The sequence below is a fragment of the Pseudooceanicola antarcticus genome, from assembly GCF_900215355.1.
Classification (GTDB): domain Bacteria; phylum Pseudomonadota; class Alphaproteobacteria; order Rhodobacterales; family Rhodobacteraceae; genus Pseudooceanicola; species Pseudooceanicola antarcticus.
On the sequence record NZ_OBEA01000001.1, the window covers coordinates 470,183 to 490,838 of the forward strand.

The 20,656-nt window shown below is 65.4% G+C and carries 20 protein-coding genes; 7 read left to right on the forward strand and 13 right to left on the reverse strand.

Annotation, left to right across the window (positions count from 1 at the left end):
* Positions 1-5 precede the first annotated feature (5 nt).
* The 3 genes from CRO50_RS02315 to hslO are packed head-to-tail and all read right to left on the reverse strand — an operon-like array spanning position 6 to position 2,765.
* Entirely contained in the window at positions 6-1,166 is a 1,161-nt protein-coding gene (locus tag CRO50_RS02315) for a CCA tRNA nucleotidyltransferase (protein ID WP_097144251.1), read from the reverse strand.
* Positions 1,163-1,768, reverse strand: a complete 606-nt coding sequence (locus tag CRO50_RS02320) for a CoA pyrophosphatase (protein ID WP_097144686.1) — start codon at positions 1,766-1,768, stop codon at positions 1,163-1,165. Before CRO50_RS02320 ends, CRO50_RS02315 begins: the two co-directional genes overlap by 4 nt.
* Positions 1,758-2,765, reverse strand: coding sequence for an Hsp33 family molecular chaperone HslO (hslO, locus tag CRO50_RS02325; protein ID WP_097144252.1), 1,008 nt, complete (start codon positions 2,763-2,765; stop codon positions 1,758-1,760). Before hslO ends, CRO50_RS02320 begins: the two co-directional genes overlap by 11 nt.
* Before the next feature lie 78 nt (positions 2,766-2,843).
* On the opposite strand from hslO, the gene CRO50_RS02330 reads away from it, so the two are divergent.
* Positions 2,844-3,275: an NUDIX hydrolase gene (locus tag CRO50_RS02330; RefSeq protein ID WP_097144253.1), complete on the forward strand. Its 432-nt coding sequence runs from the start codon at positions 2,844-2,846 to the stop codon at positions 3,273-3,275.
* Between the two features lie 135 nt (positions 3,276-3,410).
* Here the strand turns inward: CRO50_RS02330 and CRO50_RS02335 are convergent, their stop codons facing one another.
* Positions 3,411-4,721, reverse strand: coding sequence for a PP2C family protein-serine/threonine phosphatase (locus CRO50_RS02335; protein ID WP_332835700.1), 1,311 nt, complete (start codon positions 4,719-4,721; stop codon positions 3,411-3,413).
* A 178-nt stretch (positions 4,722-4,899) separates the two neighbouring features.
* Between CRO50_RS02335 and CRO50_RS02340 the strand changes: the two genes are divergently transcribed.
* Positions 4,900-5,223 carry an Hpt domain-containing protein gene (locus CRO50_RS02340; protein WP_097144687.1) on the forward strand — a complete coding sequence of 108 codons (324 nt, stop codon included), beginning with the start codon at positions 4,900-4,902 and terminating at the stop codon, positions 5,221-5,223.
* Here CRO50_RS02340 and ilvA read toward each other — a convergent pair.
* From ilvA to CRO50_RS02355, 3 genes are all read right to left on the reverse strand, one after another.
* Positions 5,220-6,455: a threonine ammonia-lyase IlvA gene (gene ilvA / locus CRO50_RS02345; RefSeq protein ID WP_097144255.1), complete on the reverse strand. Its 1,236-nt coding sequence runs from the start codon at positions 6,453-6,455 to the stop codon at positions 5,220-5,222. The genes CRO50_RS02340 and ilvA overlap by 4 nt on opposite strands.
* Positions 6,456-6,493: 38 nt before the next feature.
* Positions 6,494-7,276 (reverse strand): hypothetical protein, encoded by a 783-nt coding sequence (locus CRO50_RS02350; RefSeq protein WP_100128045.1) that lies wholly within the window; start codon positions 7,274-7,276, stop codon positions 6,494-6,496.
* A 96-nt stretch (positions 7,277-7,372) separates the two neighbouring features.
* A complete protein-coding gene (locus tag CRO50_RS02355; RefSeq protein ID WP_143516840.1) occupies positions 7,373-8,122 on the reverse strand; it encodes a hypothetical protein in 750 nt (249 codons plus the stop codon).
* 155 nt (positions 8,123-8,277) lie between these two features.
* Here CRO50_RS02355 and CRO50_RS02360 point away from each other — a divergent pair, with 155 nt between their 5' ends.
* Positions 8,278-9,504 carry an argininosuccinate synthase gene (locus CRO50_RS02360; protein WP_097144258.1) on the forward strand — a complete coding sequence of 409 codons (1,227 nt, stop codon included), beginning with the start codon at positions 8,278-8,280 and terminating at the stop codon, positions 9,502-9,504.
* 57 nt (positions 9,505-9,561) lie between these two features.
* Here the strand turns inward: CRO50_RS02360 and CRO50_RS20045 are convergent, their stop codons facing one another.
* On the reverse strand, positions 9,562-9,723 hold the full coding sequence (locus CRO50_RS20045; RefSeq protein ID WP_179747189.1) for a hypothetical protein: 162 nt from the start codon (positions 9,721-9,723) through the stop codon (positions 9,562-9,564).
* Between the two features lie 167 nt (positions 9,724-9,890).
* Here CRO50_RS20045 and CRO50_RS02365 point away from each other — a divergent pair, with 167 nt between their 5' ends.
* Positions 9,891-10,175: an SCP2 sterol-binding domain-containing protein gene (locus CRO50_RS02365; RefSeq protein ID WP_097144259.1), complete on the forward strand. Its 285-nt coding sequence runs from the start codon at positions 9,891-9,893 to the stop codon at positions 10,173-10,175.
* A gap of 610 nt (positions 10,176-10,785) precedes the next feature.
* Positions 10,786-10,992, forward strand: coding sequence for a cold-shock protein (locus tag CRO50_RS02370; RefSeq protein ID WP_097144260.1), 207 nt, complete (start codon positions 10,786-10,788; stop codon positions 10,990-10,992).
* A gap of 81 nt (positions 10,993-11,073) precedes the next feature.
* On the opposite strand, the gene CRO50_RS02375 is transcribed toward CRO50_RS02370, so the two are convergent.
* The 5 genes from CRO50_RS02375 to CRO50_RS02395 all read right to left on the reverse strand — a co-directional run bounded on the left by CRO50_RS02375 (position 11,074) and on the right by CRO50_RS02395 (position 16,508).
* A complete protein-coding gene (locus CRO50_RS02375) occupies positions 11,074-11,787 on the reverse strand; it encodes a sulfotransferase-like domain-containing protein (RefSeq protein ID WP_097144261.1) in 714 nt (237 codons plus the stop codon).
* A complete protein-coding gene (locus tag CRO50_RS02380) occupies positions 11,784-12,701 on the reverse strand; it encodes a D-amino acid aminotransferase (RefSeq protein WP_097144262.1) in 918 nt (305 codons plus the stop codon). Before CRO50_RS02380 ends, CRO50_RS02375 begins: the two co-directional genes overlap by 4 nt.
* A 159-nt stretch (positions 12,702-12,860) precedes the next feature.
* Positions 12,861-13,271, reverse strand: coding sequence for a DUF7282 domain-containing protein (locus CRO50_RS02385; RefSeq protein WP_097144263.1), 411 nt, complete (start codon positions 13,269-13,271; stop codon positions 12,861-12,863).
* 129 nt (positions 13,272-13,400) lie between these two features.
* Positions 13,401-14,252, reverse strand: coding sequence for a ribokinase (locus CRO50_RS02390; protein WP_097144264.1), 852 nt, complete (start codon positions 14,250-14,252; stop codon positions 13,401-13,403).
* On the reverse strand, positions 14,253-16,508 hold the full coding sequence (locus CRO50_RS02395; protein ID WP_097144265.1) for an NADP-dependent malic enzyme: 2,256 nt from the start codon (positions 16,506-16,508) through the stop codon (positions 14,253-14,255).
* Between the two features lie 124 nt (positions 16,509-16,632).
* Here CRO50_RS02395 and mutS point away from each other — a divergent pair, with 124 nt between their 5' ends.
* Together mutS and CRO50_RS02405 are read left to right on the forward strand one after the other, a co-directional pair.
* The gene (mutS, locus tag CRO50_RS02400) at positions 16,633-19,287 is read left to right on the forward strand and encodes a DNA mismatch repair protein MutS (protein WP_097144266.1); all 2,655 of its coding nucleotides are present in this window, start codon (positions 16,633-16,635) and stop codon (positions 19,285-19,287) included.
* Between the two features lie 19 nt (positions 19,288-19,306).
* Entirely contained in the window at positions 19,307-20,509 is a 1,203-nt protein-coding gene (locus CRO50_RS02405; protein ID WP_097144267.1) for a M20/M25/M40 family metallo-hydrolase, read from the forward strand.
* The last annotated feature ends 147 nt before the right edge of the window (positions 20,510-20,656 follow it).

The following is a 20,656-nucleotide window of genomic DNA, read 5'->3' on the forward strand; positions in this document are numbered from 1 at the left end:
GCGGATCAGAGCCGCGACAACAGCGCATCCCGCCCTAGAGAGAAGCCCTCGGCGATCCAGATGGCCTCGGCGCGGCGCAGGGCCTCACCCAGAGCGGGCCCCTGGAAGCGAGGCTGCAAATCCTTGGCAGTGATGGGAAATTCCTGCACGGCCCCATGGCTGGCCCGGTCGAAATCACCGGGGTCCAGCGGCGTCTCCATCAGCGCGGCGCGCAAAAGCAGGATGGCCTGGGCCTCGGCCGCGCCATGGCGATAGCCCAGCTCTGCGGCGGCGCGCGGACCCGCGGCCTCGTCACGCAGAAGCTGGTGGCGGGCGGCGGCCTTCCTGGACAGGCGCAGGGCGCCGGCGGGGTCCTCTCCGCCCAGGGCCGCCAGCCGCAGACCGGCATCGGGGGCGCGGCCTGCCTCGGCTTCCAGATGCACCAGCGGACCCAGCGCACGGATACCGGCACCGGGCAGCACATGCAGCAGCACCCCGGTCTGCTCCATCGCGGCGACGGAGGGCAGCGGGTCGGCCACGGCGAGCAGTTTCGTCACCTCGGCCCCCACCCTCTCGCGGGAAAGCGTATCCAGCCCCTCGGTATTGCCGGCGATGGCGGCCAGCGCCTCGGGGTCGAGGCCCTGGGCGGGGTCGCCGAAACGGGCGTGGAAGCGGAAATAGCGCAGGATGCGCAGGTAATCCTCGCGGATACGCTCTTCAGGGTCGTCGATGAAGCGCAACCGGCGGGCGGCGAGGTCCGCCAGACCCTGCCCCAGCGGATCGACCACCTGCCCCGAGGCATCGGCATAAAGCGCGTTCATGGTGAAGTCGCGGCGATGCGCATCCTCTTCCATGCTCTCGGCAAAGGCCACGACGGCGCGGCGTCCGTCGGTTTCCACGTCGCGGCGGAAGGTCGTCACCTCATGGGGCAGACCGCCCGAGACCACGGTGATCGTGCCATGCTCGATCCCCGTCGGCACCGGCTTCAACCCGGCCGAAAGCGCCAGGCGCCGCACCTCTTCGGGTCGCGCATCGGTCGAGATGTCGATATCGCCGACCACCTGCCCCATCAGCGCATCGCGCACGCAGCCGCCAACGAGCCAGGCCTGGTGGCCCGCCTCGGTCAGCATCGCGCAGACAGCCTGCGTCCGGGGGTCAGAGAGCCAGTCTCCGGCGATCCGCGTCATGGCTCCAGCACCTCGGCCAGCACCCGCAGCATCCGCGCCGTGGCGCCCCAGATGTAATAGGGGCCATAGGGAACGGTGAAATAATGCCGCCGCTGCTTCTGCCAACGCCGCGACTGGATCGAGTAGTTCGCGGTCTCAAGCAGATGCGAGAGCGGCACCCGGAAGACCTCTTCGACCTCGCCGGGTTCGGGCACGACGGTGAAGGGACGGGTGATGCGGGCGACCACCGGGGTGACCTGGAAGGCGGTGACGGTGCGATGGCTGGGCAGGCAGCCCAGCACCTCGACCGCCTCGGGGGGCAGGCCAATCTCTTCATGCGCCTCGCGCAGGGCGGCGGCCACCGCATCGGCGTCGCCGGGATCGACCTTGCCGCCCGGAAAGGCGATCTGCCCCGGATGATGCTTCAGCCGGGACGACCGCTTGGTGAGGATCACCTGGGGGGTGCCGTCCACCTCCTGCAGCGCGCAGAGCACGCCGGCGGGGCGGGTCTTGGCATTGGCCAGAAGATGGGCATCGCCGTTCAGATCGAAATCCGACGACGGCTCCGCGGCACGGGTCAGCGCCGCGGAGATCCTGTCATAGAGGTCAGCCTCAGCCTTCATCTCTGCCCAGGGCATCCTTGCCCTCGGCCTCGAAGCCCACGGTCTTGGGGTCCAGCACGTAATGGGCGCCGCAGAACTGGCAGTCGGCGGTCACGGTGCCCTCGTCGGTGGTCATCTTCTCGATGTCCTTGGACGAGTAGATCGACAGCGACTGCCGCACCTTGTCTTCCGAGCAGGAGCAGCCGAATTTCACCGGCTGGGCGTCGAAGACACGGGGCTGTTCCTCGTGGAACAGCCGCACCAGCAGGTCGGTCGGCGCGATGGAGGGGCCGATCAGCTCGAGCTGGTCGACGGTATCCAGATGCAGGTTCACCCGGTTCCAGTTCTCTTCCGCGTCACCCTCGACCAGGTCCCTGGCTTGCAGCAGGCCCTTGTCGCCGGAGCCCTCGGAGACATGCATCCCGGCTTCCGGCATCATCTGCACCATCACGCCACCGGCGCGCCAATGCTCGATACCGCCGGCTTCGGTCGACAGGCCGTAGGACAGGCTGAACCGGGTCGGGATCTGCTCGGACTGGGCGAAATAGGCCTCGGCGCAGGCGCGCAGGCTGCCGCCGGTCAGCGGAGAGATCCCCTGGTAGGGCTGCATGCCCGCCCCCTGGTCGATCAGGATGGCGAAATAGCCCTCGTCGCCCAGTTGCGACCAGGGGTCATCGCCCGAGATCTTCTCGGGGTCGTAGGAGGCATAGGCCCGGATGCGGGCCGGCTCGCCCTCTTCGGTGGGGCCGTAGTAATCGGTGGCGATCATCCGCACCGCGCCGCCTTTCGACTGCACCTGCAGCGAGAGCTTCCAGCGCAGCTTGATGGTCTGACCGATCAGCGCGGTCAGCAGGGCCATCTCGGCCACGAGGGCCTCGACCTGACGGGGATAGTCGTGTTGCTTGAGGATTCCATCCAGCACCCCGTCCAGCCGCGCCACGCGGCCGCGGATGTCGGCATTGTCCAGCTGAAACGGCAAAACTGTGTCGTCCCAGGCAATCTTGGTGCTGAGGGTCATGGCTGCGTCCTAATAGCTTGCTCTTGGCATAACCCGGTGCCACCTAAGGGGCAAGCAAGCCAGCTTCAAGGATGATCCATGCGCCGTTACGGCAATCCTCCCCTGTCCCACGTGCAATACACGCTGCGCCCCGGCGCCTATGTGATCCTGCCGAAAGGGGGTCAGCTGCTGCTGACCTACCAGTCCCAGCCCGAACCCGAGGTGCAATTGCCCGGCGGTGGCATCGACCCCGGAGAGGGCCCGATCCAGGCCCTGCACCGCGAGGTCTGGGAAGAAACCGGCTGGTCCATCGCCGCGCCCCGGCGCATCGGCGTCTACCGGCGCTTCGTCTGGATGCCCGATTACGACATGTATGCCGAGAAGCTTTGCCACGTGTACCTGGCGCGGCCGGTCATGCAGCTGTCGGAACCGGCAGAGCCCTACCACAGCGCGCTCTGGATGGCGCCCGAGGTCGCGGTCGAGCTTCTGGGCAGCGAAGGCGATGCGGATCTGCTGCGCCAGTTCCTCTAGGCGCGCGCGGCGGATCACGGCTTCCCGGTCACAGCGCTCTGGCGAGAGGCGCGCAGGCTCGCGCCCAAGCTGAGGCCCGCGCTCAGACTGCCAAGCTCAGGCTGCCGGCCAAACCCGAGGGACAAAGGCCCCTGCTCACAGCGCGCCGGGTCCGGGGTATTCCAGCAGCACCGCCGAGATATCGTCGGGGAATTCCTCCATCCCGGCGTATTCGCCCAGCCGCCAGACCATGCTTTCCAGCAAGGCGGTGCCCGAGATGCCGCGCAGATCGCCCAACATCCGGCGCAGGCCGTCCGAGTCCAGCATCTCGCCGCTCTGGTCGGGGCATTCTGTGATCCCGTCGGATTGCACCAGCAGCCGGTCGCCGGGTGCCAGGGTGATCACCGTCTCGTCGAAGCTGACATCGGGCAGCAGGCCCACGGGCACGCCGGGAAGGCCCACCTCCTCGATCCTGCCATCGGCACGCTGCACCATGGGATGGGGATGCCCCGCCTGCACCAGGGTGACCTGCCCCGTCGCCATTTCCACATGGGCGAGGACCATGGTGAAGTAATGCTCCGTCGTGATCTCGCCCAGCACCAGGTCATTGAGATGGGACACGACCTCTGCCGGGGGGCGCGGCGCATATCCCCCCTCCGCCAGCGGACGGATCGCCACGTTCTGCTCGGGCACCGCGGACGAGAGATAGCCCGCCAGCCGCGCCGTCATCAGCGCCGAGCTGATGCCATGGCCCGAAACGTCGATCGAAAAGCAGCCGAAGGTGCCCGCATTGATCGGGTAGAAGCCCACAAGGTCGCCGCCGACCCGCCCCGCCGGGCGCAGCAGCAGCGAGATCTGCATCGGCCCGAAGGTCCGGTGCCGTTCGCGCACCAGGCTCTGTTGCAGCTTGCGCGCCTCGATCAGGTCGCTGTCGATCACGTCATGGGCGGCCTGCAACCGGGTCAGGGTCTGGCGGATGATGCGGTTCTTCTCGGTCAGCTCGGCCTGCATGTCGAGGATGCGTTCCCCGGCGTTCAGCCGCGCGCGCAGCTCGGCCGTGTTGACCGGCTTGGTGAGAAAGTCATCGGCCCCCGCATCCAGCCCCTCGGCGGCATGGAATTTCTCGTTCTTCGAGGTGAGCAGGATGAAGTAGCCGTATTGCTCGCGCTCCAGGGCGCGGAATTCCTTGCAGAAATCCAGCCCGTCCATGCCGGGCATCATCCAGTCGCTGATCACCAGGTCCGGGGCCCAGTCGCGGCAGATCTGCAGCGCCTCGTCGCCGCTTTCCGCCTCGCGCAGCTCGTAGCCCCAGCCCGACAGCGACGAGACCAGGATGCGCCGCTGCAAGCGGCTGTCGTCCACCACCAGCAACCGGCGCAGGGCCCCCGTCCGGGCCATGTCACGCGGCACCCCGCCGGGATCTGCCGTACTGTCACGCCGGCCCGTCTGAAAGGTGTCGAGTTGCACGCGGCGATCCGATCCTGTCCATCCTGCAAGGTGTCCGGATGTTCCCAGCCACGGGCCTCAGCCTAGGGGCGCCGGTTTAAGGGGTACTTAAAGGTCAAGTTTTCCCTATCCCCTGCCCCGGATTTCAGACCGGGTTAACGGCGTTGCCGCAGGATGCGCCCATATGCAGGAGGCGCCCATGATCAGCTGGACCCAGGTCATCGAGCTGCGCGAAGATGTCGGCCATGACGATTTCGACGAGGTGGTCGAGATCTTCCTGGAAGAGGTCGAGGAAACGCTGACCACGCTGGCCCATGACGGGCAGCTGGAACAGGTGCTGCATGCCCTGAAGGGCTCGGCACTGAACCTCGGTTTCACCCATTTCTCGGGCCTCTGCGCGGAGGGCGAGGTCATGGCGGCCCGTGGCGAAGGCGATGCCGTCGACCTGGGCGCGATCCGCACCAGCTACGCCGAAAGCCGCCAGATCTTCCTGTCGGAACTGCCGCAGCGGCTGGCAGCCTAGATCAGGAACTCGGCCAGCACCGGATCCTCGGTGATGTCGCGGTAGGTGAAGCCCGCCGCCTCCATCCGCGCGGTCAGCGCATCCAGGTTCTCGGCCCGCCTCGTTTCGATCCCGATCAGCACGGAGCCGAAGTTGCGCGCCGATTTCTTCAGGTATTCAAAGCGGCTGATATCATCCTCGGGGCCCAGCATTTCCAGGAAGTCCCGCAGGGCACCGGGGCGCTGCGGCATGCGCAGGATGAAATACTTCTTCACCCCGGCATAGCGCTGCGCGCGCTCCTTGACCTCGGGCAGGCGCTCGAAGTCGAAATTGCCCCCCGACGTCACGCAGATCACCCGCTTGCCGGCAATCTGGTCCTTCAGATCCTCCAGGGCATTCACGGAAAGCGCGCCCGCGGGTTCCAACACGATGCCCTCGACGTTCAGCATTTCCAGCATGGTGATGCAGATGCGATCCTCGGGCACGCCCAGCACATGCTCGGGCGCCATGCCCTTCAGCCGTGCGAAGGGCGCCGCCCCGATCCGCGCCACGGCGGCACCATCGACGAAATTGTCCACATGGGCCAGCGTCACGGGCTCTCCGGCCTGCAGGGCCGCGGCCAGCGACATGCCGCCCTCGGGCTCGACCAGGCGCAGGTCCATGGCATCGCCGAAGTAGCTGCGGATACCGGCAGAAAGGCCCCCGCCCCCCACGGGCAGCACGATCATGTCGGCGGGCTCGGGCATCTGCTCTTCGATCTCGGCGGCGACCGAGGCCTGTCCCTCGATCACGTCCACGTCGTCGAAGGGCGCCAGGAAGTGCCCGCCCACCTCGGCGCAATGGCGCTGCGCTTCGGCCAGGGTGTCGTCGAAATAGTCGCCGGTCAGCCGGATCTCGATGAACGCGCCACCGAAGATGCGCGTCTTGTCGATCTTCTGCTGCGGTGTCGTCACCGGCATGAAGACCACGCCGGGCACCTGGAAATGACGGCACATGAAGGCCATGCCCTGCGCATGGTTGCCGGCGCTGGCGCAGACGAAGGCCGAAACCTTCCGCTCGGCCAGCACCTTGCGCATGGCGTTGAAGGCCCCGCGCAGCTTGTAGCTGCGCACCGGGCTCAGGTCCTCGCGCTTCAGCCAGATCTCGGCGCCGTACTTGGCCGAGAGGTGATCATTGCGCAGCAGGGGCGTCGCGGGGAAGACCTCGCGCATGGCCTCTGCGGCATTCCGGGCGGCGTCGACGAATGGGTTCATGGGCCAGAGGTGACCCAAGGCGCGGGCTTTGGCAAGCCTCAGAGCGCGCGGCCCTCGACGTAGCGGGCGTAGAGCGTGGTCAGAAGGGTCAGCCAATAGAGACAGGCCAGGACGCCGATCACCAACTGCGCGGGCAAGGGCAACGCCGCAACACCGAGGACGACTGGCTCGGCAGGGGCTTGGTCTGAGGTCGTGGTGATCCGTGTCATCAGCAGAAGCAGCGGCAGACAGGTCAGGAAGATCACCCCGTTCGCGGACGACAGTCGCGAGATGACCTCCTGGAGCGGCACGTTTTTTCCGAGCGCAACCGCGATGAGGGAAACATTGACGCGGACCATGTAGATCAAGAACAGGAAGAGAAGGAAGAAGCTTGGGATGAGCAGCAATAGAGAGGCGAGGAATGTCTGGCCGAAAATCAAGGTAAGCAGGATGAAGGCGAGCCACATGACAAACGACACCGCCACAAAGACGCACAAGGAAAGCAGCAACAGCAACAGTGCCCTCGCAAAGTACTTCGCGGCCTCATTTTCCGGGTAACGGGGCCAGAGCCAGCGATTGCGTTCTCCGAGCATCAGCCACCGATGCCAGGCCACGGCCGCCCTCATGAATAGAAGGATACCGAGGACAATCAGCAGCAGAGCGGCCATAGTGTGCTCAGTGGACACGGCCTCTCTAGCGCCAGATCGAATTAGTTCGCGAAGATAGGTCTGCTGACAGACCAGAAGGCAGGCGATCACGATGGGGACCCAGAAAAGGTGCAGAGCAACCGTGAGATTGCTCAGCATGAGCCGACAGGTCGTCTTCATAATCGTCCAGGCCAATGCAATCCTCCCAAGTCAGGTCACTTCACAGACGCTCCCGTATGGCACAACAGGAAAGACGCCATACGGTGTCTTCCCTGCTGCAATTGCCTGAAATCAGTCGATCGACCGCCCTTCGACGTAATGGCCGTAGATCGTGGTCAGGATCGACAGGCCGACCATGAACTGCAGCCAGCCGGTGACGACCATGTAGATCACCGCCAGCGGCGCGCCGGGGTTGCCGCCGATCTCGCCCACCGACTGGATGATCACGTTGATCACCGCCGTGATCAGCGCCAGCAGGGCGATGTCCCAGCCCGCGCCCTTGGTCTTTTCCCAAGCCTCGTTCATCTTCAGCGGTTCACCCAGGGCCGCGGCCGGCAGGATGGGTGACAGCCGGTAAACGATCACTGTGAAGGCAAAGGTGAATATGAGGCCACTTGCGATCATCACTACCAGACCACCCGCTACGGAGAGAGCGCCGACGACGAACGCCATGAAAATGGCAGGGAGGATCAAGACCAGGCCCAGCAGGATGCCCCGCCCCAGGTAGCCCAGGATGCGATCACTGCGGAACTGCGCCACCCAGCCCTCGCCCTCTTCGCGCAGCAGCACGTAGCGGTGCCAGGCGACGGCGATCCACAGGTAGCACACCATGCCGACGATCACGAAAACCAGCAGTGACAGCCCGTTGAAGCCCGCAAGGCTGTCGCCGCCCTCCGACGCCAGGAAGTCGGCATTCGTGGTCAGGAACCAGGCCATCGCCGCCGAGGCAACCAGGTAGGGCACCAGAGAGATCCGCAGCGCCTCCTTGAGATTGGCGAAGACGAGCCTCAGGCTCTGGGTGAAAATCTTCCAGCCTTTCATGAATGTACCCCCGATGAAGACCTGTTTGAAATTGCGCCGATCCTTTTCCGCGAATGCCCGGATGGTCAAGCACACATGGCCCAAGGCCCCCCTCTCGCTTGCCCTTGTGACCGAAAGGCGCTATCGCCCCCCTGCATCCGAATGAGGGAATACCTATGTCCGCGCCCAAGAAAGTCGTCCTGGCCTATTCCGGCGGCCTCGACACCTCGATCATCCTGAAGTGGCTTCAGACCGAATATGGTTGCGAAGTCGTCACCTTCACCGCTGACCTCGGTCAGGGCGAAGAGCTTGAGCCCGCCCGTGCCAAGGCCGAGATGCTGGGGATCAAGCCCGAGAACATCTACATCGAGGATGTCCGAGAAGAATTCGTGCGCGACTTCGTCTTCCCGATGTTCCGCGCCAACGCGGTCTATGAAGGCCTCTACCTGCTGGGCACCTCGATTGCCCGCCCGCTGATCTCCAAGCGGCTGGTCGAGATCGCCGCCGAGACCGGCGCCGATGCCGTGGCCCATGGCGCCACCGGCAAGGGCAACGACCAGGTGCGCTTCGAGCTTTCGGCCTATGCGCTGAACCCCGAGATCAAGGTCATCGCCCCCTGGCGCGAATGGAACCTCTCCTCGCGGACCGCGCTGCTGAACTTCGCCGAACAGCACCAGATCCCGATCGCCAAGGACAAGCGCGGCGAGGCCCCCTTCTCGGTCGATGCCAACCTGCTGCACACCTCCTCGGAAGGCCGCGTGCTGGAAGATCCGGCCGTCGAAGCGCCCGATTACGTCTACCAGCGCACCGACGATCCCGTGCTCTCGGCCCCGAACGAGCCCGAGTATATCGAGATCACCTTCGAGAAGGGCGACGCCGTGGCGATCAACGGCGAGGCGATGTCGCCCGCGACGATCCTCACCAAGCTCAACGAGCTGGGCAAGAAGCACGGCATCGGCCGTCTCGACTTCGTGGAAAACCGTTTCGTCGGCATGAAGTCCCGCGGCATCTACGAGACGCCGGGCGGTGACATCCTGCTGGAAGCCCACCGCGGCATCGAGCAGATCACCATGGACAGCGGCGCAGGTCACCTGAAGGATTCGATCATGCCGCGCTACGCCGAGCTGATCTATAACGGCTTCTGGTTCAGCCCCGAGCGCGAGATGCTGCAGGCGCTGATCGACAAGTCCCAGGAATTCGTCTCGGGCACCGTCCGCCTGATGCTCTTCAAGGGCTCGGCGCGCACCGTGGGCCGCTGGTCGGACTACTCGCTCTATTCCGAAGCCCACGTCACCTTCGAGGACGACGCTGGCGCCTACGATCAGAAGGACGCGGCGGGCTTCATCCAGCTCAACGCCCTGCGTCTGAAGCTGCTGGCGGCGCGCAACAAGCGCGTGAAGTAAGCCTTCACCGACCGAATGATCAGGCCGGGCCCCAGGGTCCGGCCTTTTTCGTTGCCGCTAGAACCCGAGCGCGGCGCTGAGAGAGGGCAAGAGCCCCGCTGCCACCAGCCCCACCACCGCGCCGATGACCAGCCGCAGCGGCAGTGTGCGGAACCGGGGTGACAGCCCGGCAAGCCCCGCGCAGACCACCGCGTAATACGCCATGTTGACCGGATCCATGTGATCCTCCCCTGTTGTCAGCTCAGGATGACCCTGGGGCAGCCATTCGGCAAGCCTCTGCCCTGGGGCGGGCTTTCTCGACCTTTACGCGATTTGCAGCAACGTCACGCTTGGCAAGAGGCCCCATGAGGGTCACCCCTGACGCATCCATGCGAGGGGGAGCCGCAATGACCATCGAAGAGATCGCCGCGAAGATTTCGCGCGGGCTGGAGAAACGTCCGGTCGAAGACAGTTTCAAGTTCGACTGTGGCGACGAAGGCGCCATCACCATCCGCGACGGCGCCGCCCGCCTGGCGGATGAAGAGGCCGATTGCACCATCCACATCAGCCGCAAGAACCTGGAAAAGCTGATGGCCGGAGATCTGAACCCCATGGCCGCCTTCGCCTTCGGCAAGATCAAGGTCTCGGGGGACATGTCGCTGGCGATGAAGCTGGGGAAGGTGCTTGGCTGAGCAGAACAGCCAGAGAACACTCTGACTCGACTCAGCAACACGGCTTGCCATATACTATATAGGCGGGCGGGAATCGCTCCCGCTACAACACCTAGCCTTCTCAGGCTTGGGCTGCTGCCCGGGAAAGGAGGTGAACTCTATGGCGAAATCGACCCGCAAAATAGGTCGGAGCGCGGTCACAGGCCGCTTTACTCCGGTCTCCACGGCTCGCAACAAGCCAAGTACGCATGTTGTCGAGACCGTGAAAAAACCAAAGCCCCGCAAGGGCAAGTAAGGTTCAGGGCAGTCTACTCTTGGCGGGGTGGCTGCCCTGTTTCTTAGCTTCACATGACAACGACATAGATTCAACCATTAAATTCAGATGGTTAACGGAATGTGTCAGAATCGATTCCTATAAAAGGGTTATCAACCAGTCACTTCGATCCAGCCGAGATAGAACGGCTAGTCAGAAGATTTTCCTTGTACGACTCAGCTAACCAGCGTAGGGCGCAAGGGCTTACGTTTTTCTATTTCGACCACTGTCTCCTCTAATCCGGCGCTCAGTCTCGATCCAGACCGACCACGCCGCACTGCCGCATTCCGCGGGCAGACTTTTACAGGAGACTACGACATGGCTAATGGCGTCGTAAAATGGTTCAACACCACTAAAGGCTTCGGCTTCATCGCACCGGAATCCGGTGGCAAGGATATCTTCGTGCATATCTCTGCTGTCGAGCGCGCCGGTCTGACCGGTCTGGCCGACAACCAGAAAGTGACCTTCGACGTGGAATCCGGCCGTGATGGCCGTGAGTCCGCTTCGAACATCGCTCTGGCATAAGTCAGAGATCCTTCGGGATCTGGAAACGCGGCCTCCCTTCGGAGGCCGCGTTTTTTCATGTCTGACAGTCAGTTGGACAGATCAGGCGCGCAGGCGCACCGCCTGTAGCAGGGCGTAGGACGGCAGCGCCGCCTCGGCCAGCGCCTTCATCTCTCCCTCAAGCTCGGGCATCTCGCCCTCGGCCCCGGCAAAGCCGGTCGAGCCATGCACGGCATTGTACCAATGCGCGGCCCAGACACCGTCATGGGGCTTCGGCCCGGCCTCCCAGCTCAGCATCGCCGGATCCCAGTCGAGGCCAAGCCTGTCGCAGAGCGCGCGCAGCATGCCCTCGGGATCGGCGCGGATATCGACGCTGTCGATGACCACGGGGCTGTGGCCCTCGGTCAGAAGCTGCTCGTAGAGCTCCGCCTGCTGGACGAAACCGATCTCGGAAAGCTCGGGATTGTCGTACTTGGCCGAGAAGCTGGCGACCACACGGGCCGGATGACGGATCAGGAAGACATGCTTCATGTCCGCGAACCAGTCGCGCGGCACCTCCGGGATCATGTGCTGCGCCATGTGCTTGTGGTAGATGTGCGGCGTCGCATCGGGGCCCTTGATCGCCGCCACCACCTCGGCCGGGTCCTGCGGCTGAGAGGCCAGGATCTGGTCACCCATCGGGTGCTCGCGCCCCGTCAGCGCCAGATAGGCAGCGTAGAAGGGTTCATCCACCGCCGAGAAATCGGCGCGGTTTCCGAAGGCATACATCATCGCGGTCGATATATTGCGGGGGCCGGACCAGCAGGCGATTTTCATGCGCCTGCCTCCGCCGCGACCAGCGCCTTGTAGAGGCCACGCAGGCGCTCGGTGACCGGGCCCAGCTCTCCGGTGCCGATCCGGCGGCCGTCGATCTCGCTGACCGGGGTCTGGGCACCGAAGGTGCCGGTCAGGAAGGCCTCATCCGCACCATAGGTATCGACCAGAGAGAAATTGCGCTCAGAGACGGGAATGTCATTGGCCCGGCACAGGTCGATGACCTTCTGGCGGGTGATCCCGTTCATGCAATAGTCGCCGGTCGAGGTCCAAACCTCGCCCTTCCGCACGATGAAGAAGTTGCAGGAGTTGGTGGTGTTCACGAAACCATGCACGTCCAGCATCAGCCCCTCGTCCGCGCCGGCCTTCTCGGCGGCGATACAGGCCAGGATGCAGTTCAGCTTGGAATGGGAATTCAGCTTCGGGTCCTGGGTCATCGGCAGCCCGCGCAGATGCGGCACCGTGGCCAGGCGGATCGGGCGACCGAGGGCGGGCCTGGAATGCTCCATGATGATCGCCACGGTGGGCCCGGAACGCGACAGCGAGGGGTGCTGGAAGGGCCGGTCCTTCACGCCACGGGTCACCATCAGGCGGGCGTGGGCATCGGTGTGCATGTCATTGGCGGCGCGCAGGTCGTCCAGCGCCTGCACCAGGTCCGCCTTGCTCAGCCCGATGTCCAGGTCAATGGCCAGGGCGGCCTCGAACAGCCGGTCCAGGTGCTCGCCCAGGAAGGCCCAGTGACCATCGTAGAGGCGCAGCCCCTCCCAGATCCCGTCGCCCAGCATGAAGCCGGAGTCGTAGATCGAGACCACGGCCTCGGCCTTCTCGACCACGCGGCCGTTCAGCCAGAATTTCAGATTGTCGTTGCGGGCATCGTGTTCGGCATCATGGGCCGTCTGTTCCCGAGTGTCGCTCATAGGCACCTCCATTCGCGGCAGACGCTAGGAGGCAAAAGAGGGAAAGCCAAGCGGCCTTCCCTCTTTTTAGTCACGCAGCGCAAGGGGGGTGGGAGCTGCGCGACAACCGAGCCCCGGATGTTGGCAGAGAGAGCCTCTGCACGGGCCCGGAACCGGATGTTACTCGGCGGTGACCACGGTCATGACGAGGTTGCCGTCGACACGGATCGGCCCGTCTTCCTTGGCGCCGAGGGTGTATTCAAAGACGCCGGTCTGCATGCCGCCCTCTTCCGAGTGGACCATGAGCATCAGCATATCGCCGGGCATGACCTCTTCCTGCAGGATCGCGGCAACGTCGGCGTTCTCACCGGCGCGCAGCGGCGCGTAGCCGACGACCGGGCCCGGCGCCATGTCGGCATCGGTGCGGTGGACGACCAGCCAGCCGTTCTCGGGGGCCATGATGGCGCTGGCGCTGACGACGCCATTGGCGACGCTCTGGTCCATGGCTTCGACCATGGGCATGGCGTGGTCATCGGCGAAAGCCGCGGTTGCGCTCAGGATCAGGCCGGTGGCAAGGGTGATGGTCTTCATTGGGGAACCTCCCGTTAACTCGTTGAAAGCCACGCCAGGCGGCGCGGTCCCTCGAGTCACGAAAGGAAAGCGCCGGGGTTTCACGCCCCGGCGCCGGATCTCTTCACCTTCTCTGACGAATTCGTGAGACTAGAGCTCATCCCGCAGGGGGATCACATCCGCCGTGCCCAGCCGGGTCACCATGACCGAGGCCGCCTTCTGCGCCAGCGTGATGGCATCGGCCATGTCCAGCCCCTGTTCCAGCGCGGCCACCAGGTAGCCGGTGAAGGTATCCCCGGCGCCGGTGGTATCGACGGGGGTGACCTTCGGCGCCTCGAAGCGCTGCTCTCCGCCGGCACCGACCCAGAGCGCGCCCTTGGCACCCAGCGTGATCACCACGTCGGCCACGGGCAGCGCGGCGGGGGTCATGCCGGTCGCGGCTTCAAGCTGCGCCGCCTCGACCTCGTTCATCACCAGCAGGTCGAGATGCTCCAGCAGCGGCGCCACGGCCTCGGCGTCGAAGGGGGCGGCGGCATGGGCCAGCGGCAGGCCCCGCGCCTTCACCGCGCGGGCGAAATCCAGCAGACCGTTGGTTTCGTTCTGGAAGATCGCCCAGTCGCCCGGCTGCGCCTCTGACAGGATCTCGTCCAGCCCGAAGACGTCGATGCGGGCATTGGCCCCGGAAAGGATGATGATGCGGTTCTCGCCCTCGGCGTCCAGCTCGATCACCGCCTGGCCAGAGGGGCCCGCGAGTTCGGCGACATGATCGACCGACACGCCGTAGCCCGACAGCCGTTCCTTCATCCACAGCCCGTCTTCGCCCACGGCACCGATATGATGCACAGAGGACCCCGCCCGCGCCACGGCGACGGACATGTTGGCACCCTTGCCACCCAGGCCCCGCTTGAAGTCCGTGGCGGCCAGGGTCTCACCGGGGGCCGGCAAATGCGGCACCTGGAAAACCAGGTCCGCATTGACCGAGCCAAGATTCCAGACCGGCATCTACTTGACCTTGCAGGCGGCCATGATGGCCATGTTGAGGATGTCGTTGACGGTCGAGCCGGTCGAGCAGATCTGCACCGGCTTGTCGACGCCCGAGAGGATCGGACCGATCACCGTGGCGCCCGCCATCTCCTGCATCATCTTCACCGAAATCGAGGCCGAGTGCCGCGCCGGGACCACCAGGATATTGGCGTTGTCGCTGAGCCGCGCGAAGGGGTAATGGGCCCGCGACTTGGCGTTGAGCGCCACGTCCACGGTCATCTCGCCTTCAAACTCGAAATCGACGCCGCGCTTCTCCAGCACCTTCGGTGCCAGGTGCATCTTCTCGGCCCGCTCCGAGACCGGGTAGCCGAAGGTCGAGAAGCTGACGAAGGCCACGCGCGGTTCCAGCCCCAGGTCGCGGGCGACCTCGGCAGAGCGCTCGGCGATATCGGCCAGGTCGTTCTCGTCCGGCCATTCATGCACCAGCGTGTCCGAGATCAGCACGATGCGCCCGTTCAGCAGCACGGCGGTGGTGCCGACAGCCCCATCCGAGGGCCCGGCATCGAAGACGTGGTTGATCAGCTCCATCACATGGGCCGACTTGCGGGTCGCGCCGGTGACCATGGCGTCGACATGGCCATGGGCCAGCATCAGCGCCGAGAAGACATGCCGGTCACGCGCTGCAAGGCGGTGCACGTCTTGCTGGTCCATCCCCTTGCGCTGCAGGCGCTCGTAGAGGAAATCCTTGTAGTCCTGCAGGTATTCCGTGTTGGCCGCGTTGACGACCTTCAGCTCGCCCACCGCATCGCCCAGGCCTGCGGCGCGCAGCTTCTCTTCCACGTCGGCCTCGCGGCCCACCACCAGTGCCTCGCCCAGCCCGTTGCGCTGGTAGCTGACGGCGGCGCGCAGCACGCGCGGGTCGTCACCCTCGGCGAACAGCATCCGGGCCTGGGCATGACGTGCGCGGGCATGCAGGGCGCGCAGCATCGAGGCGGTCGGGTCCAGGCGCGCCTTCAGCTGCTGTTCATAGCCGTCCATGTCGACGATGGGACGCCGCGCGGCGCCGGTCTCCATCCCCGCCTGGGCGACGGCGGGCGGGATCACGTAGATCAGGCGCGGGTCGAAGGGCGTGGGGATGATGTAATCGCGGCCGAAGGACAGCGCCTTGCCATAGGCCATGGCGACCTCGTCGGGCACATCCTGACGGGCCAGCTTGGCCAGCGCTTCAGCGCAGGCGATCTTCATCTCGTCATTGATGGCGCGAGCGTGGATATCCAGCGCGCCACGGAACAGGTACGGGAAGCCCAGCACGTTGTTGACCTGGTTCGGGTAATCCGAACGGCCGGTGGCGACGATCACGTCCTCGCGCACCTCGTGCACCTCTTCCGGGGTGATCTCGGGGTCGGGGTTGGCCATGGCGAAGATCACCGCATTGGCCCCCATGGATTTCACCATCTCCTGGGTCACGGCACCCTTCACGGACACCCCCAGGAAGACATCGGCCCCCTCCATCGCCTCGGCCAGCGTGCGGGCGCTGGTATTGGCGGCATGGGCCGATTTCCACTGGTTCATGCCTTCCTTGCGGCCCTGGTAGATCACGCCCTTGGTGTCGCACATGATGCAATTGTCATGACGCGCGCCCATGGACTTCAGCAGTTCGAGACAGGCGATGCCGGCGGCCCCTGCCCCGTTGAGCACGATCTTCACCTCTTCGATCTTCTTGCCGCTGATATGCAGCGCGTTGATCAGGCCGGCGGCACAGATCACGGCGGTGCCGTGCTGGTCGTCGTGGAAGACGGGGATATCGCATTCTTCCTTCAGGCGCTGCTCGATGATGAAACACTCGGGCGCCTTGATGTCTTCCAGGTTGATGCCGCCGAAGGTCGGCGCCATCAGCCGCACGGCCTTGATGATCTCTTCGGGGTCCTCGGTGTCCAGCTCGATGTCGATCGAGTTCACGTCGGCGAAACGCTTGAAGAGCACCGACTTGCCCTCCATCACCGGCTTCGAGGCCAGCGCGCCGAGGTTGCCGAGGCCCAGAACGGCGGTCCCGTTCGACACGACCGCCACAAGGTTGCCCTTGTTGGTATAGTCATAGGCGGTCTCGGGGTTCTCGAAGATCTCTTCGCAGGGCACCGCCACGCCGGGGCTGTAGGCCAGGGAAAGATCCCGCTGCGTGGTCATCGGTACCGAGGCCTTGATCTCGAACTTGCCCGGTGTGGGCTCGAGGTGAAACGCCAGTGCGTCTTCGCGGCTGATCCGGCTCTTGGACATGGGTGCTCTCCCTTAACGGCTCAAGCGTCTTACACAACGTCAGCCAACCCGACAACAGGTCCAGGTTTCACCTTTCACCCGGCGGCTGCCACTTGTAGATTGCCCCAAAGACCTGAGGGGCCCCATGAGCACAGCAGCCAGCGTCACGCCGATGATGGCGCAATTTCTTGAGATAAAAGAACAATATCCGCACGCCCTGCTGTTCTACCGCATGGGTGATTTCTACGAGATGTTCTTTGCCGATGCCGAAGCCGCCGCAAGTGCGCTGGACATCGCCCTGACCAAACGCGGCAAGCACCTGGGCGAGGACATCCCGATGTGCGGCGTGCCGGTTCATGCCGCCGAGAACTACCTTCTGACGCTGATCCGCAAGGGCTTTCGCGTCGCCGTCTGCGAGCAGATGGAGGACCCCGCCGAGGCCAAGAAGCGCGGCAGCAAGTCGGTGGTGCGCCGCGACGTGGTGCGGCTGGTCACGCCGGGCACGCTGACCGAGGATTCCCTGCTGGAGGCCCGTCGCCACAACTTCCTGGCGGCCTTTGCCACCGTGCGTGGCGAAAGCGCCCTGGCCTGGGTCGATATCTCGACCGGGGCGTTTCACGTGATGCCCATGGCGGCGGTGAAGCTGGGGCCCGAGCTGGCCCGGCTCAGCCCCTCCGAGTTGCTGGTCAGCGAGGCCGACGAGGCCGAGGCGCGCGAGCTGGTCGATGACTTCGGCATCTCTCTGACCCCCCTGTCGCGTGGCAGCTTCGACAGCTCCGGCGCGCAGACCCGGCTGACCGATCTCTTCAAGGTGGGCACGCTGGAAAGCTTCGGCAGCTTCTCGCGCGCCGAGGTCTCGGCCATGGGGGCCGTGGTCGACTACCTGGAGATCACCCAGAAGGGCAAGCTGCCCCTGCTGCGCCCGCCGCAGCGCGAGGCGCTGGATGGCAATGTGCAGATCGACGCCGCCACCCGCCGCAACCTGGAAATCACCCATGCGATGAACGGCGCCCGCGCCGGATCGCTGCTGTCCTCGATCGACCGCACGGTGACCGCCGTCGGTGCCCGGCTGCTGGAACGGCGCATCTCGTCTCCGTCCCGTGCGCTGCCGGTGATCACCGCGCGGCTGGATGCGGTGGATTTCGCCTGCGACCACACCCGCCTCTCAGAGGATCTGCGCGACAGCCTGCGCAAGGTGCCCGACCTCGACCGCGCGCTCTCGCGCCTGTCGCTGGACCGGGGCGGCCCGCGTGACCTAGCCGCGATCCGCAACGCCCTGGGCCAGGCCGAGGTTCTGGCGGCGCGCCTGTCGGATGCGCAACTGCCCTCCCTACTGGCGGAAAGCGCGCAGGGCCTCTCTGGCCAGGAAGAGCTGCTGGCCCTTCTCGACGCCGCCCTCGTCGCCGAACCGCCCCTGCTGGCCCGCGACGGCGGCTTCATTGCGCCGGGCTACGATCAGGAGCTGGACGAGGTGCGCCGCCTGCGCGACGAAGGCCGCGGCGTCATCGCCTCGATGCAGAGCCAATACGCCGAAGAGACCGGTATCTCCTCGCTGAAGATCAAGCATAACAACGTGTTGGGCTACTTCATCGAGGTCACCGCGACCCATGCGGACAAGATGCTGAACCCGCCCCATTCGGACGCCTTCAAGCATCGCCAGACCACCGCCAACCAGGTGCGTTTCACCACGCCCGAGCTGACCTCGCTCGAGACGCGCATCCTGAATGCCGCCGGTCAGGCCCAAAGCATCGAGCTGCGGCTCTACGGCCAGCTGCGCGAGGCCATCCTTGACGCCGCGCCCGAGATCACCCGCCTTTCCCGCGCGCTGGCCGAGTTCGACCTGGCGACCGCGCTGGCCGACCTGTCCCGCGCCGAGGACTGGGTGCGCCCGCGCGTCGACATGTCCCGCCGGCTGGAGATCGAGGGCGGCCGCCACCCCGTCGTGGAACAGGCGCTGAAGCGGGAAGGCGCGCCCTTCATCGCCAATGACTGCGCCCTGCTGCCCGCCGGCGAGGCCGCCGCGATCTGGTTGCTGACCGGCCCCAACATGGCCGGTAAGTCGACCTTCCTGCGCCAGAACGCGCTGATCGCCCTGCTGGCCCAGATGGGCAGCCATGTGCCCGCGACCACCGCCCATATCGGCCTGGTCAGCCAGATCTTCAGCCGCGTCGGTGCCAGCGACGACCTTGCCCGTGGCCGCTCGACCTTCATGGTCGAGATGGTGGAAACCGCCGCCATCCTCAACCAGGCCGACGACCGCGCGCTGGTGATCCTGGACGAGATCGGCCGCGGCACCGCCACCTATGACGGCCTCTCGATCGCCTGGGCCACCATGGAACACCTGCACGAGGTCAACCGCGCCCGCGCCCTCTTCGCCACCCATTACCACGAGATGACCGAGCTCTCGAAACGCCTCGACGGGGTGGAAAACGCCACCGTCACCGTGCGCGAACACGAGGGCGAGGTGATCTTCATGCACGAGGTCCGAATGGGTGCGGCGGATCGCTCTTACGGGGTGCAGGTGGCCAAGCTGGCGGGCCTGCCCGAGAGCGTGGTCAACCGTGCGCGCGAGGTGCTGGCCTCGCTCGAGGACAGCGACCGCAAGGGCGCGGGCCCCAAGGCGGTGATCGACGATCTGCCGCTCTTTGCCGCAGCACCCGCCCCTGCCCCCGCCCAGGCGAAAGTGCCCGAACACATCCGCGCCGTGGCCGAGCTGCTTGAGGGCGTGACGCCCGACGACCTCTCGCCCCGCGAGGCGCTGGAGGTGCTGTATCGGCTGAAGGACGCCTCACGCGGGTGAGGCAGGAAAGGATAAGGTCATGGAAATAAAAGATATTCTCTCCCATCCCGGGGTACAGCGCGCGCAGGATCTGCTGCGGGCCGACCATGACCGCATGGTGGAAGAGATCGTCACCCTGACCGAGATCCCCGCGCCCCCCTTCATGGAAGAGGAAAAGGCCATGGCCTATGCCGAGATGCTGCGCGAGGCCGGTCTGGAAGACGTGCAGATCGACGGCATCGGCAATGCCCATGGCATCTACCGGGGCTCGGGCAATGGCGCCATGGTGGCCGTCGCCGCGCATCTGGATACGGTCTTTCCCGAGGGCACCGATGTCACCGTGCGCCGCGAGGGCACCAAGCTGTTCGCGCCGGGCGTCGGGGATGACACCCGTGCGCTGGCGGTGAACCTGTCGATCATCCGCGCCATGAAGGCCGCCGGGATCACGCCGCAGAACGATATCCTCTTCGTCGGCAACGTCGGTGAGGAAGGCGTGGGCGACCTGCGCGGCATCCGCTACCTCTTCAACGAGAACCCGCTGGGGCCGCAGATCGGCAGCTTCTTCACCGTCGACGGGCTGGAGACGCCCGAGCTGGTGGATCGCGGCGTCGGCTCCTACCGCTACCGGGTCACCTTCGAGGGTCCGGGCGGGCACAGCTTCGGCGATTTCGGCATCGTGAACCCGGCCAATGCCCTGGCCGAGTTCGCCGCAGGTTTCGCCCGTATCGACGTGCCGGAAGAGCCGAAGACCACGCTGAACCTGTCGATCCTCGGCGGCGGCACCTCGATCAACGCGATCCCGGAACAGGTCTACGTGGATATCGACATGCGCTCGGTCGATCCGCAGGCGCTGGATGCACTGGATGCGCAGATGCGCGAACTGGTCGAGGGCGCACTGGCTCTGGAGAACAGCCGCAACGACACCGCCAAGGGCGAGGTCACCGCGCGCTTTGATGTGCTGGGCAACCGCCCCGCAGGTCGTACCGCACCGGAAGAGGCGATCCACAAGGCCAGCGCCGACGCCGTCCGCGCCTTCGGCTTCGAGCCGGCCTTCCGCGTCAGCTCGACCGATGCCAATATCCCCATGTCGCTGGGTGTGCCGGCGATCTGCATCGGTTCCGGCGGCACCGGTGGCCGGGCCCATACGCTGGATGAATGGATCGACACCGAGCCCGAGCTGAGCCTGCGCGGGATCTACGCCGTTATGGCCGCGATCCTCTCCATGGCGGGGCTGGAGGCCTGAAAAAGGCGCCTCCGGGAAACCGGGGCGCCTTCTGGGATCTGGTGAGGGGGGCTCTGCCCCCATCCGCTCTGCGGATTCCCCCGCAGTATTTGTGGCCATCGGATAGAAGGAAGAGCCTCTTTCATCTATCCGATGGCTGAAAATACT

Bases quoted from the DNA above. Each gene is read 5' to 3' on its own strand.
- CRO50_RS02315 (WP_097144251.1), bottom strand. From the start codon at position 1,166: ATGACGCGGATCGCCGGAGACTGGCTCTCTGACCCCCGGACGCAGGCT.
- CRO50_RS02320 (WP_097144686.1), bottom strand. From the start codon at position 1,768: ATGAAGGCTGAGGCTGACCTCTATGACAGGATCTCCGCGGCGCTGACC.
- hslO (WP_097144252.1), bottom strand. From the start codon at position 2,765: ATGACCCTCAGCACCAAGATTGCCTGGGACGACACAGTTTTGCCGTTT.
- CRO50_RS02330 (WP_097144253.1), top strand. From the start codon at position 2,844: ATGCGCCGTTACGGCAATCCTCCCCTGTCCCACGTGCAATACACGCTG.
- CRO50_RS02340 (WP_097144687.1), top strand. From the start codon at position 4,900: ATGATCAGCTGGACCCAGGTCATCGAGCTGCGCGAAGATGTCGGCCAT.
- ilvA (WP_097144255.1), bottom strand. From the start codon at position 6,455: ATGAACCCATTCGTCGACGCCGCCCGGAATGCCGCAGAGGCCATGCGC.
- CRO50_RS02355 (WP_143516840.1), bottom strand. From the start codon at position 8,122: ATGAAAGGCTGGAAGATTTTCACCCAGAGCCTGAGGCTCGTCTTCGCC.
- CRO50_RS02360 (WP_097144258.1), top strand. From the start codon at position 8,278: ATGTCCGCGCCCAAGAAAGTCGTCCTGGCCTATTCCGGCGGCCTCGAC.
- CRO50_RS20045 (WP_179747189.1), bottom strand. From the start codon at position 9,723: ATGGATCCGGTCAACATGGCGTATTACGCGGTGGTCTGCGCGGGGCTT.
- CRO50_RS02365 (WP_097144259.1), top strand. From the start codon at position 9,891: ATGACCATCGAAGAGATCGCCGCGAAGATTTCGCGCGGGCTGGAGAAA.
- CRO50_RS02370 (WP_097144260.1), top strand. From the start codon at position 10,786: ATGGCTAATGGCGTCGTAAAATGGTTCAACACCACTAAAGGCTTCGGC.
- CRO50_RS02375 (WP_097144261.1), bottom strand. From the start codon at position 11,787: ATGAAAATCGCCTGCTGGTCCGGCCCCCGCAATATATCGACCGCGATG.
- CRO50_RS02380 (WP_097144262.1), bottom strand. From the start codon at position 12,701: ATGAGCGACACTCGGGAACAGACGGCCCATGATGCCGAACACGATGCC.
- CRO50_RS02385 (WP_097144263.1), bottom strand. From the start codon at position 13,271: ATGAAGACCATCACCCTTGCCACCGGCCTGATCCTGAGCGCAACCGCG.
- CRO50_RS02390 (WP_097144264.1), bottom strand. From the start codon at position 14,252: ATGCCGGTCTGGAATCTTGGCTCGGTCAATGCGGACCTGGTTTTCCAG.
- CRO50_RS02395 (WP_097144265.1), bottom strand. From the start codon at position 16,508: ATGTCCAAGAGCCGGATCAGCCGCGAAGACGCACTGGCGTTTCACCTC.
- mutS (WP_097144266.1), top strand. From the start codon at position 16,633: ATGAGCACAGCAGCCAGCGTCACGCCGATGATGGCGCAATTTCTTGAG.
- CRO50_RS02405 (WP_097144267.1), top strand. From the start codon at position 19,307: ATGGAAATAAAAGATATTCTCTCCCATCCCGGGGTACAGCGCGCGCAG.